The sequence below is a fragment of the Streptomyces adustus genome (assembly GCF_009377175.1).
GTDB lineage: Bacteria > Actinomycetota > Actinomycetes > Streptomycetales > Streptomycetaceae > Streptomyces > Streptomyces adustus.
This window is the reverse complement of record NZ_VJZD01000033.1, coordinates 14353-26728: the sequence shown is the minus strand read 5'-3', so window position 1 is coordinate 26728 and position 12376 is coordinate 14353. Positions and strand designations below refer to the sequence as shown.

The window sequence follows — 12376 nt, the reverse complement described above, 5'->3', positions numbered from 1 at the left end:
GGCGCAGCCTGCCGCACCGCTTCGTTGCTCTCCGTGCCCGGCCCGTAGCGGCGGGGCGGGCATCGGAGGCAATCGCCGGACTGCCCATGCTCACGGCAGGAGGGGGCAGCGAGCCGGCCGACGGACACGGCAGATGCATCCCATGACTGCGGAGCCCGGTCAGGGAACGCGCAGGGCCAGCACCACGACGTCGTCCTCGGGAACGGGGTCCGCCATGGTCCTGCCGATTCGGTGGAGCACTTCGGCCGGTGGACGGTCACCGTGGCGGGCGAGGAGTGCAACGAGTTGTCCGATGGCGGCGTCGATGTCTTGACCGCGGCGCTCGATGAGCCCGTCGGTGTACAGCAGCAGCGTCGAGCCCGAGGGCAGGGCGCACCGGTGCTCGGTGCGGAGGGACGGTTCGAGGGCTGGGTGGAGAAAGATGTCGTGCTCCTCCAGGACGATCACCTGGCCGTCGGGAGTGCGCAGCAGCGGCGGCGGATGGCCGGCGTTGGACCAGGTCAGAGTCCAGTCCGGGCCGCCGTCGGCGAGGTCGAGGCGGCCGTGGACCAGTGTGCCGCCGGCCTCGATGGGCAGCGCGGAGCAGGCCGCGTCGAGGGCGGTCAGCGAGGTGGCAGGGCTGTAGGGGACGTGGTCGACCGTGGCCTGCCTCAGCATGCTGCGTACCTGCCCCATGACGGTGGCGGCATGCATGTCGTGACCCGTGATGTCACCCACCGTGACCATGAGTGGTTCGGGCTCACCGGACGAGGCGGGCGGAAGGTAATAGGCGTCGTACCAGTCTCCGCCGATCATCTGGCCGTCGGCGGCCGCCTGGTAGAGGGCGCTGATCTCCACAGGACCGGTGCTGGGGAGATCGGTGAGCATGGCGGCCTGGAGTTGCCGGGCCAGGGAGATCCGCTCGTCCAGGTACAGGGCGCGTTCCACTGCCTGGGCGATGTAGCCGGACGCGGCGGTGAGCGTGGCGCGCTCGGTGACGCCCACCTCGTGCCGCTCGGCCCAGCAGATCGTGAGCACGCCCAGAAGTATGCGGCTGCCCCAGAGGGGCACGCACAGCACTGTGGTCAAGCCCATGCGGTCGAAGTATCTGACCGCTTCGGGGCCGTAGTCGGCCACGAGTGCCTCGCGGTCGGGTACGACAACCGTCCGTCGTTCTCTCAGGGCCCGGGTGCTGGGGAACGCCGCATTCAAGGGCTGGACGTCGAGCTCGTGTTCCACCGCGTGAACGAGGTCCGGGTCGGGAACCCGGCGCAGTTCGTCCTCGTCGACGACCAGCAGGCCGACATAGGAGGGCTTGCCGACGCCGCCGAACAGGTTCCGCAGCCGGCGTCGTACGTCATCCAGGCCGGAGGTCTGGGCCAGTTCCTCGGACGTCCTCAGCAGCAGTTCGGCGTGGCCGAGGCCGGCCTGGGCCTCCTGTTCCAGGCGCTGGGCGTCGCGCCGGGCCTGCTCGGCGGCGGCCCACGCGGTCTCCAGTACCTTCTGTTCGGATCGGCGTTGCGTCGACAGGATGCGCTGGCGCAGTTCGGCCGAGCAGGCCGCTGCAAGATCCTCGAGGTCGGCCAGCTCCTCGGCGGCCCAGGCGCGGGGTTTGTGGTCGATGGCACACAGAGAACCCAGGACGAGCCCGTCGCCGTCAGTCAGCGGCATTGCGGCGTATGCGATCACTCCGAGGGCCGTGATCGCCGGGTCGGTGCGCGTACGGTCGTCGGCGCGGGCATCGGTCACGATCAACGGCTGCTCGGGGACCGCCAACTCCTGGAGCGTCGAGGGTGACAGCGGCAACGCGCGCCTGCCCGGCCAGGGCTCGGGCAGTCCCATCACGCCGGGCAGGATCAACCTGTCCTGCTCGGCGAGCGACACGAAGGCGGCAGGGACGTCGAGCAGGCGTGCCACCAGACGGGCGAACCGGTCCATGCTCGTATCGGAGGCAGCCGACAGCGCGGTCAGCCGCAACACGCTTTGCCGCGCGTCGCCCGGGGCCGTCTCCGTTTCGGGTCGACGGATCTGATCAGCCATCTGGCCTCCGGTAGCCTCGCCGAGGCGCTTCCCAACCGCATCGTAGAACACGGGGGGCGCAATACCGGGCCGTGCTCTCGACGGACCGCCGTGACGAAGTCGCCGGTGCGCCGGTTGGGCGGAGGGTCATCGGTTCGTCGCAAGACGCGAAAAGGGTGTGAGGCGTGCGGTTCGGCCCAGGTGCTGAGGAAGCCACCCCTGCCTTGACATGGGGTGAGGGAAGAGCGCCGTGTTCGCGGATCAGGCGGGCGACCTCACGCAGCTCGGTGTTGTTTCGCTGGGAGTGGTGGCGCAGCGTGTCGAGCGCCTGCTCCTCGGTGAGGTGACGGCTGCCCACGCGGATGCCCATCGCTTCACCGGTGATGTGACGAGTGGCGACGGCCTGCTCCGTCTGGGCGTGGGTGCGTGCCCTGGAGAAGGCGACCGCGGCGTGCGACGCCGGTAGCCGGCCCGTCAACTCGCTCGCCTCGGTGAACGCGCCCGGCTCGCGGGAGCAGAGGTCGAGCGGGCCGAGGCCGTGTGCGTGGAGCGGCACTGTGGCGGTGCGGCGGCCGAGGAGGCGTTCTCCACGGGTGCCGCCACCTGCGCAAGGGCGGGCGGTCAGCGGCCGAGGGCCTCGCGCAGCTCGTCCTTGGTCATGGTGGAGCGGCCGTCGATGTGCCTTTTCCTGGCCTCCTGGTAGAGCTGGTCCTTCGTGGGTCCCTGCGATCTGCTGCGGGAGTGCTCGCCGCGGTGGGACGCGCGCGCCGCGACCACTTCGGCGAGCTGGTCGGAGACGCCGTGTTCCTTGGCGTTCTCCCTGATTCGCTCGTACCGACGTTCGCTTTTGTCGTCCCGTCCTGTAGACACGATGCCTCCTGGCGTTGATCGGATTCCTGCCCTGTCGGGGATGTCCTGCCGTGCGGAGCACCCCGCGTGCATCTCCACTCAACGCCCGGCGTACCCGTCGTGCCACATAGGGGCGACATTCACGCGAAGTGTTCCGCACCCCGGGGGCGGCGGTGGCTGTCGGCCGCAGCGCGGTGCGGATTGGGCGCCGAGCGGCAGGTCCGGCCTCGGAAGCCGAGGTGCTCGGATTCCTCGTGCCACGGTTGAGTACGCCCTGAGTACGCATGCGGATACGGCTTCCGAGGTCAGGCCTCACGCTGGGGGTATGAAGAGGTCTGACTCTGTACCTGATGGCGCGATCGCCGCCCACCGGGTCGATCAGCACTGGTGGAAGGCCCCGCTGATCGCATCCGTCATCGCGGCACCCGTGCTGGGCGTCTGGTCCGGTATGGCGCAGGCCGACCGGACACTGAATCTGCAGACGGTAGCGCTGGCCGTGGCTGACGCGGCCCTGATCGTGCTCTGGGTACTCCCACACCGGCGACGATGGCGCGCCTTTCGGCTCCTTCTGAGCGCGCTCCTTGGTGGCTTCGCTCTGGTGAGCGCGGCCGTAGCCGGCTGGGTCCTCCTTCACTGGCAGGACTACTGAGATTCACAGCGTGGCCGCCGGGGCTCTCGGTACGTGCCAGGCCGCTTCCGGCTGCGGGGGACGGCGCGCAGCACAGCCACGGGCCGCGGCGGACGACAGACGGAGCGACCGCACCGGCCGGGACGGGTACCGGCTTCCCGGCCATCCGCCTGATCACCGGCCTGCCGTGGACAGCGGCTCCGTACGCAGGATCAACACACAGGGGGTGACAGGACCGGGCAGCCCGACGACCACTCCCATGTTCTGCCAGCCCCAGGACGAGAAGACGGTTTGTCCCGCGCGGTCGGCAGGATGGAGAAGGACGACTCCTAGCGAGGAGTGCAGGTCTGAGAGCAGGCGCCGTTGCAAGCGGCGGGCGATGTCGTGGTGCTGGGCGTGCTGATGGGCCACGACCTGGGTGAGGACCACGAACCGCGCGCAGGAGGTGAGCCGTTGGATGCTCTCCTGGAGCGTTCCGCCGAACCCGCGGCACCCGGAATTGCCAGGGCCCACCGGAAAACCGAAGGCGCATCCGACCAGCACCGTCGTCTCGGCGACCAGCAGCGCGAAGCCACGGTGGTGGGCACCGGCCGCCAGGCGGCCCAGGAAGTCTCCACGGCGGTGGTACGCCTTGCCGGGGGTGCCCGCGACCGATTCCGCGGCCAGGTCCGCGATGTCCTCGCGCATGTCCTCGGCCTGCCAGCGGGTGAGTCGGCGAAGACGGATCCCGTCCTTGAGGACCGGCTGGTCCGACGGGCGAGCGGGGTCCTCGGGCACCCGTGTTCCGGTAGCCGTGAGGTCGCCGGACAGGGCGGGCGGTACGGGACTCGCGGGGGCCGCGAGAAGCAGCGGGGCAGATCCGGTGTCAGCGAGGAGGCGGCTGATCTGCGCGCATGGGTGGTGCAGCAGCAGGGAGGCGTGGACTCGGCCGGCGCGCCGTGACGCCGACAGGAAGACGTCCAGGCCTCTGGCGTCGCAGGAGCCGACCGTGCTCAGGTCGATGTCGATGACGGTGACGCCGTCGAGCAGGCACCGCTCCAACGCGGCCCGCAGCAGAGGTGTCGTGGCCGGTCCGATGTCACCGGCAAGCGTGACGAGCGTCCGCTCCCCGCGGTTGCGCCGGTGGATGTCCAGCCGGGAAAGAACCATCACGCCTCCCCCCGGCAGGGGCTCGCGCGGCTACGGGTACGTGCTGTCGGCGCAGAGACACGGAGCTTGCGCGGAGGTGCTTCGACCGCGGCGGACATGATGCCGACCCGTCTCGAGCCGAGTGCTGGGGCGGCCCGGATTCGTCTGTCGCCGAGGACGACCCGGCGTGGCGTCGGAATGCGTGAAGCCCTCGGTATGTCAAACGTACGTCGTTTGCGAACCGGAAGCGCCGAGGGGGCGACGAGTACGTGCGGTGTGCCGTCCGGAAGCCGAGCAGGCGGTGACCGGGGCCGCGCCTGCTCGCACGCGGCGCGAGCGGGTTCACCGGCGGGCTCGCCTTCGCCGAGCTGCGCCGCCGCGAGATCACGCCGGTACTGGTCGGCTGCGATCGGGAGTGCCTGCGCGCCGCCGCGGTGCGGGTCGGCGCGCAGGACGCCGAGGTCCGGGTCGCGGACCTGGCGGATCCCATGGAGGTGCCGCGGCGTTCGCCGACCGCGACGCGGTGGTCGACTGCGCCGGCCCGTTCACGCTGTGGGGCGAGCCGGTGGTGCGCGCTGCGATCACTGGCGGGACACCGTACGTCGACACCACCGGCGAACAGGGGTACCTGCGGCGGGTCTTCGACACCTTCGGTGGAGAGACCGAATGCGCCGGGGTGAGCGGATACCGCCCTCGCCAGACGGTCCGTGGCCGTCGATCTGTCGGTGTCGGTCCGAAGGCTGTTCCGCGACCATGCGGGGTGTCCGCGCCGTACCCTTGCCGAGGAGGTCGAGGGCCTGAGCGCAGCCGTGCGACGCGGAACAGTGAGCGCGGTGCCGTGATGGTGTTGCGCCGCTGCCAGTCGACCTCGGCGACCGCCGGGCCCAGCCCGTTCGCACCGGCTCGGCCGCGGCTTCCGGCCGGGGACGGGCGCCCTGTCCGCCGTGGGGGGACGGCTGCCAGGGCGGCGCAGGCCTGGCCCATCAGCAGCAGCACCTCCGACGAAGGCGGCATGACATGGCCTATGGCTACCTCGGCTCGATGAAGACCGAGCCCGGCAAGCGCGACGACGTGGTCGCGATCCTGCTCTCTGGAGCCGCGAGTCTCCCGGAGCTCGGCTGTCGAAGCTACGTGGTGTGTCTGGCCGCCGACGACCCGGACACGATCGTGGTGACGGAGGTCTGGGAGTCGAAGGAGCAGCACGACGCGTCCCTGCGGTTGCCCGAGGCCAAGGAAGCGATCGCTGCCGCCATGCCCATGCTCACCGGCGAGTTCACCAGTCGCGAACTGATCGTCGCAGGCGGCCTCGGCGCCGGCGGCTGAGGAATCACGGAATCCGGCGGACCGCCGGGGCGGCTCGATTCTCTGGGCGGCCGTCGCCGTCACCGAGGGGCACGGGTGCTTCCGGCCGTCGGCCGCACCACGGGAGCGGGGCGCGCTGGTGCGCTGGTTCGGCGAGGCGTCCGAGACTCTGCCGAAGGCGCTGGATGCGGATCCGACCGCACCTGCCTGGACGTTCCCCCACCGCATACGGTCGGCTGCTGGCAGCGGCGTCGGTGTCTGGAGGCTCTCGTCCACCGCTGGGACGTCGAGCATGGCCTGGGTGCCCCGGATCCACTCGACGCCGAACTCGCGGGCGAGGGTGTGGCCGAGGTGTTCGAGGTGATGGCGCCTCGGCGGGTCGTACGACGGCGAGCGCGGGCGGTGACCGGGAGGATCACACCGGAGTGCCCTCGGCTCCCCACTGTCCGTGCCCGGTCAACGATCCACCCGGTCCAGTGACGTGCCACCAGCAAAAAGATCCCGACCGGGCAGTGATTAGGATCACCGGTGGAACTCGCTTGAGGCTGGAGGGGGCTGGCAGGCGTGCGAGATGAATTGGCAGGACAGTTACGCCAGTTGCGTGATCTGACGGGACGGAGTCTGCGAGAACTGGCCCGTGATGTCCGGGGGAGCAGTTCCTCGCTGTCGCGGTACTTCTCCGGGCAGGCGGTTCCGTCGTGGCCGACGGTGGTGGCGCTGTGCCAGGTGGCCGGGCGGGACCCGAGGCCGCTGCGCGAGGTGTGGGAGCGGGCCAGGGACGAGTCTCGTGCGTCGGCGGAGAGCGCGCCTTCTGCGCCGGTGCGCAACGATCTGCCGCACGACATCACCGCGTTCACCGGCCGCGGGCGGGAGCTGGCCGCGCTCCTGGGAGCCGCGCGGAGTTCGACGATGGTCGCGATCGACGGTATGGGCGGAGTGGGCAAGACCGCGCTGGCCGTCCACGGTGCGCATCGCCTGGCCGCCGACTTTCCCGGGGGCCGGCTCTATCTGGACCTGCACGGGTTCACTCCGGGCCGGGAGCCGGTCGAGCCCGCGGAGGCGTTGCGGGTGCTGCTGGCCGCGCTCGGGGTGTCGGCCGGCAGGATTCCCGACGGGGTCGGCGAGCGGTCCGCGCTGTGGCGGTCGGAGCTGGCGGCGCGGCGCGTGCTCGTGCTGCTGGACAACGCCGCCGACGCCGCTCACGTGCGTGACCTGCTGCCCGGTGCGGGCCGGAGTTTCGTGCTGATCACCAGTCGGCGGCGGATGGTGGGGCTGGACGGCGTCGAGCCGATATCGCTGGACGTCCTGCCGTCCCGGGAGGCCGCGGAGCTGTTCGTCGAGTCCGCGGGAGGGATGCGTCCCGGTGATGTCGGCGAGGTGGTGCGCCGCTGCGGGAACCTGCCCCTGGCCATCAGGGTGGCTGCCGCACGGCTGCGGCACCGGCCCGCGTGGACCCTCGACACTCTGGTGGAGCGGCTGCGCGAGGGCGAGTTGGCGGTGTCGGACGTGTTCGGGATGTCCCTGCGCCAGCTCGACGCCGCTCAGCGGCGGATGTTCGCTCTGCTGGGGCTCGTACCGGGTGAGGACATCGACGCCTACGGCGCGGCGGCCTTGGCCGGGATCCCGCCGGCCAACGCCCGTTCCCTGCTGGAGGACCTGGTCGACGTCCATCTGCTGCAGGAACCGGCGGCGGGCCGTTACCGGATGCACGACCTGTTGCGGCAGGCCGCCCGCGCCGAGGAGGCAGCGGCGGACCCCGGGCCGGTGATCGCCCGGCTGGCCGACTACTACCTGAGCGGCATGCTGGCCGCGACGAAAGTGATCGAGCTGGTCGTCGTCCCCGTGCCGATCGTCGTGTCGCAGCGGCCCGCGGCTCTTCCCGGCCTCTCCCACGACGAAGCCCTCGACTGGCTGGACACCGAGTGGGCCAACATCACCGCGACGCTCTCGCTCGCCGTGGAACTGCGCGTCGACGCGCCCGCCGTCGGACTCGCCCAGTGCGCCTTCGTGATTTCCCTCGGCCGGCGCGGGGGCATGCCGCAGCTGTGCCGCGGGCTGGAGGTCAGCAGGTCGGCCGCCGAAGCGCTCGGCGCGCGCCGGACCCTCGCCTCCCACCGGTACCTGCTGGGCGCCGCGCTGCTGCGGGTGGGCCGGCTGGACGAGGCGGTGCCGGAACTGGAGGCGGCCCGCGCGCTGATGGTCGCCGAGGGCGACAGCGTCGGCGAGGCACTGGCCCTCGAACAACTGGCGCAGGTCCGCCTGTACACCGCCGACGCCGCAGGCGCGATGGAGCTCTTGCGCGAGGCGACCGGCCTGGTGCCGTCCGGTGCGAGCGCCGTGCGGGTGTACATCGGCGTACGCCTCGGGCGTGCCCTGGTGCTGCGCGGGGAGCACAGGGAGGCCCGCGAGCTGGTCTTGGACCTGCTGGAGACCGCGCGCGGGCTGGACCGGCAGAAGGTGCGGATGTGTCTTGACGTGCTGGGCCGGTCGGCGCTGGGGCTGGGCGACGCCCGGACCGCTCTCGGCCTGGCGGAGCAGGCCATCGCGATCAGCCGGGAGACCCGTCATCCGGTCCTGGAGGCCGTCAGCCGGACGGACGCGGCCGTGGCCCTGCGCCACCTCGGTGACATCGAGGCGGCGACGGCCGTGCACGCGGGGGCCCTGGCGTTGCTCGAAGAGGCCGGTGAGTCGCATCGGATGGTGCACAGCCTCCTGCCGTACGCGGAGGCGTGTCTGGCCACAGGAGACCGGGAAGCCGCGGCACGGCACTTCGGGCAGGCGCTGGAGATCGCCACCGCTCAGGGCGTCTCCTATCTGGTGGCGACGGCGCGTTCCGCTCTGGCACGGGTGCCCTGAGGCGCTCTGGCACGGGTGCCCTGAGACCGTCCCGCCCGGCCCGGGTGTCCCGCCCGACTCGGGTGTCCCGTCCCGTCCCGGGACACCCGCATCGCGGTACCTCAGCCGGTGTGACGGCGCAGGTCGCCCTGGGGGCGCCGAGGCGTCCCGCGTCCCGCCGGCGCGTCACGGGCTGTCCCCGAGCGGATGGCACGGTGAACCTTCTCACCATGCACACCACGCCTTCTCTGCTTGCCGAACTGGACGCGCTGCCCGCCCGATGGGAGGCGCACGGCACGCTCGCCGCGCCGGCCACCGCGGTCGCCGCACTCCTGCTCGCCGTCGCCGAGGGGCGGGTCGGCGACGACAACCTGCTGGTGCTGGCCAGGGCTTCGGCCGCCCGGCAGGGGGCGATGACGGTTGTGGCCGGAGCCCGCGCGGACACCTACCGTGCCGAGTACGCCGGGCCGGTGGAGCCGGTGGAGATCCAGGTCGACCGCGCCCGTTCCTGCCTGGCGGTGCAGAGCTGGTACGCCGGGGTCCACACCGTCACCGCCGGCCCCGAAGGCACTCGGGTGACCCATGCCGTCCAACGGGTTCTCCCCGACCATCCCGGGTTCGCGGACGGGATCGCCGAGCTCGGCCTGCGCACCCGCATGGCACGCGATCTGAACAAGGTGCTGGCCGTCATCGCCGACCGGCTCGGCTGCTGACGAACCGCTCGTCACGTCAGGGCGGGGCGCGAACGACACCGCCCTCTCGCCGCAGGGCGGGGCGCCATCAGAACCGTATTGCCCCGACGGCTGTCCACCCGTTCGGTCCATCGATCAACCAAAAGGAGCACACCACCATGTCCATGGGCTTCGCCGACCAGCACCGTGGCTTCTCCAAGGCAGGGCTGCAGAGAGTGCGCGACGTGCTGGCCCGGCATGTCGATTCCGGCCGCATACCCGGGGCCGTAGCGCTGTTCAGCCGGGGCCAGGAGACACATGTCGAAGAGCTCGGGACGATGCGCCACGACGGTGGCGCGCCGATGCGCCGGGACACGATCTTCCGGATGGCCTCGACGTCCAAACCGGTCTCGGTCTCGGCGGCGATGGTCCTGCTCGACGAGTGCAGGCTGCGCCTCGACGACCCGGTGCAGGAGTGGCTGCCGGAACTCGCCGACCGCCAGGTGCTCAAGCGGCTCGACGGCCCCCTGGACGAGACCGTGCCGGCGCGGCGGCCGATCACCGTCCGGGACGTGCTGACCTCGACCTTCGGGCTCGGCATGGATATGACGTCCCTGGGCACCCCGATCATGAACACGGTCTTCGCGCGCGGACTCACCCCCAATCTGCCGGAGCCGATGCCCGCGCCGGACGAGTGGATCCGCCGCCTGGGCGAGCTTCCGCTGATGCACCAGCCCGGCGAGCGCTGGCAGTACCACATCGCCAGCGACCTGCTCGGCGTCCTCGTCGCCCGGGTGACGGGCCAGTCGTACGAGAAGTTCCTCCAGGAGCGCGTCTTCGGTCCGCTCGGCATGAAGGACACGGGCTTCCATGTGCCCGCCGACCGGATGGACCGGCTGCCGCCGCTGTACGCTCCCGACCCGCAGACCGGCGAGTTCCTCGTGTGGGACGAGGCCGAGGGCGGACGCCACAGCGCGCCTCCGGCGTTCCAGGGCGGCGGTGGCGGACTCAACTCCACGGCCGACGACTACCACGCGTACTTCCGGATGCTCTTGAACGGCGGCTCGCACGGCGGCGAGCGGATCCTGTCCAGGGCGGCCGTCGAGCTGATGACCACCAACCGCCTCACTCCCGAACAGCAGGCCGCACGCCACGAGTTGGCCACCAGCAACGTCCACATCTCCCACGGCCAGGGACAGCACGGCGGCTGGGGCTTCGGGATGGCGGTGCGTACCTATCGCGGCGACTACGCGCCGGTCGGCCAGTTCGGCTGGGACGGCGGAAGCGGTACGTCTACCTACGCCGACCCCGTCAACGGGCTCACCGGCATCCTGCTCACCCAGGTCGGGGCGTCCGTCCCGGACCCGGTGCGGCTCATGCACGACTTCTGGACCACGCTCTACCAGGCCATGGACGACTGACGGCACCGAAGGCGACGCCTGCCCGCCGAGGGACGCGGATCCCCTCGGCGGGTGTGCGGCCCCCGCCGCTCCCGGCGACCCGCGCCGAGGCGTTGCAGCCGCCGACCGGACCGGTCCACCTGTCGATCCCCATGGGCGACCGGAGGCAGCCTGAACCGGCGGAGGAGCAATGATCGAGCCGGACCCGGGGCCGAACGGCCGCCGCTGCCTTCGTCCGATCGGCAAATCCCAAGATCGGTACGGCAACAGCCACTAACGTGGCCGGTGACGACGGTGAACTGCGCTGCATCGGAGACCGAGTTGGCTGAACGGCTGCACGGGCAACGCCCCACGCTCGAGGACGTGGCGCGCAGGGCAGGGGTGTCGAAGTCGACGGTCTCCCGGGTGATCAACGGCGAGCCGAAGGTACGGGCGGCGGTCGCCGAACGTATACGGGGCGCGGTGGCCGAGCTCGGCTACGTACCGAACCAGGCCGCCAGAAAGCTGGTCACCCGCCACAACAACGCCGTCGCGGTGGTGGTCACCGAGCCGCAGAACCGCCTCTTCGTCGACCCGTACTTCGACTGCCATCTCCGTGGCATACGACAGGAACTCGTCCGGCACGGAGCCCAGCCCGTACTCCTCTTCATCGAGGAACAGGACGACTATCCCCGTGTCTGCGACTTCCTGGGAGGCGGTCACGTCGACGGTGCCCTGCTGTTCTCGCTGCTCGCCGACGACCCGTTGCCTGACATGGTCGAACAGATGGGGCTGCCGGCTGTCTTCGGCGGACGTCCCCTTCTCGGTTCCGGACACCGCAGCGACGTCTACACATACGTCGATGCCGACAACCGCGGTGGTGCCCGGGAAGCCGTTCGGTACCTCGTGTCGCTGGGACGCCGGCGCATCGCGACGATCACCGGGCCGCTCGACCAGGCGGCCGCGATCGACCGCCTCGACGGCTACCGCGACGTCCTGCCGGCCACCCCGCCCCGACTGCTGGCCCAGGGCGACTTCACGGTGCGGGGCGGCGCCGACGCCATGGCCCTGCTTCTCGACCAGGCACCGGATCTGGACGCGGTGTTCGTCGCCTCGGACCTGATGGCCTCCGGCGCGCTGCGGACCCTGCGCGAGCGGGGGCGTACCGTGCCGGACGATGTGGCCGTCGTCGGCTTCGACGACCTCACGCCCATCGCCGAGGTGACGGAGCCACCGCTCACGACGGTGCACCAGGACATCGAGGAGATGGGACGCTTGATGGCGCGGATGCTGTGCCACCGGACATCGCACCCGCCGCTCCGTGGAGACGATGCCCCGTCCCTGGCGTCCGTGGTCACCCCCACGCGACTGGTCATCCGCGATTCGGCCTGAGCGCGGGCCGGACCCGACAACGCGAGCGTCCCGTCGGTCACTCAGCAGGTCCGGCCGAAGGAGTCGTCGACGCGGTGGAGACCCCATTCCTCCTCGGTGAAATCACGGCTTACGGAACGGCAGACGCTGTCGACGGCCTCCGTCCGGGACGACAGCGCGACGTTCCACAGGCGCACCACGCCGTAGGCGCTGCC

At 71.2% G+C, this 12376-nt stretch carries 10 protein-coding genes; 6 read left to right on the top strand and 4 right to left on the bottom strand.

Annotated features, from left to right (window positions below):
* Window positions 1–159 precede the first annotated feature (159 nt).
* From FNH09_RS11165 to FNH09_RS11155, 3 genes are all read right to left on the bottom strand, one after another.
* Complete coding sequence (locus tag FNH09_RS11165; protein ID WP_238426608.1) at window positions 160–1917, bottom strand: SpoIIE family protein phosphatase; 1758 nt, start codon at window positions 1915–1917, stop codon at window positions 160–162.
* Window positions 1918–2011: 94 nt separating this feature from the next.
* Window positions 2012–2368 carry an ANTAR domain-containing protein gene (locus tag FNH09_RS49770; protein WP_338017537.1) on the bottom strand — a complete coding sequence of 119 codons (357 nt, stop codon included), beginning with the start codon at window positions 2366–2368 and terminating at the stop codon, window positions 2012–2014.
* A 251-nt stretch (window positions 2369–2619) separates the two neighbouring features.
* Complete coding sequence (locus FNH09_RS11155; protein ID WP_162468411.1) at window positions 2620–2868, bottom strand: plasmid stabilization protein; 249 nt, start codon at window positions 2866–2868, stop codon at window positions 2620–2622.
* A 304-nt stretch (window positions 2869–3172) separates the two neighbouring features.
* Between FNH09_RS11155 and FNH09_RS11150 the strand changes: the two genes are divergently transcribed.
* Window positions 3173–3496, top strand: a complete 324-nt coding sequence (locus FNH09_RS11150) for a hypothetical protein (RefSeq protein WP_152886673.1) — start codon at window positions 3173–3175, stop codon at window positions 3494–3496.
* 153 nt (window positions 3497–3649) lie between these two features.
* On the opposite strand, the gene FNH09_RS11145 is transcribed toward FNH09_RS11150, so the two are convergent.
* Window positions 3650–4624: an STAS domain-containing protein gene (locus FNH09_RS11145; protein ID WP_152886671.1), complete on the bottom strand. Its 975-nt coding sequence runs from the start codon at window positions 4622–4624 to the stop codon at window positions 3650–3652.
* A gap of 996 nt (window positions 4625–5620) precedes the next feature.
* On the opposite strand from FNH09_RS11145, the gene FNH09_RS11140 reads away from it, so the two are divergent.
* The 5 genes from FNH09_RS11140 (at window position 5621) to FNH09_RS11120 (ending at window position 12182) form a co-directional block, all read left to right on the top strand.
* The gene (locus tag FNH09_RS11140; protein ID WP_152886669.1) at window positions 5621–5926 is read left to right on the top strand and encodes a putative quinol monooxygenase; all 306 of its coding nucleotides are present in this window, start codon (window positions 5621–5623) and stop codon (window positions 5924–5926) included.
* Window positions 5927–6469: 543 nt separating this feature from the next.
* Window positions 6470–8761, top strand: a complete 2292-nt coding sequence (locus FNH09_RS11135) for an ATP-binding protein (protein ID WP_338017535.1) — start codon at window positions 6470–6472, stop codon at window positions 8759–8761.
* Between the two features lie 209 nt (window positions 8762–8970).
* Window positions 8971–9453 carry a hypothetical protein gene (locus FNH09_RS11130; RefSeq protein WP_152886665.1) on the top strand — a complete coding sequence of 161 codons (483 nt, stop codon included), beginning with the start codon at window positions 8971–8973 and terminating at the stop codon, window positions 9451–9453.
* Window positions 9454–9590: 137 nt separating this feature from the next.
* Entirely contained in the window at window positions 9591–10832 is a 1242-nt protein-coding gene (locus FNH09_RS11125) for a serine hydrolase domain-containing protein (RefSeq protein ID WP_238426607.1), read from the top strand.
* Window positions 10833–11132: 300 nt separating this feature from the next.
* A complete protein-coding gene (locus FNH09_RS11120) occupies window positions 11133–12182 on the top strand; it encodes a LacI family DNA-binding transcriptional regulator (protein ID WP_152886663.1) in 1050 nt (349 codons plus the stop codon).
* The last annotated feature ends 194 nt before the right edge of the window (window positions 12183–12376 follow it).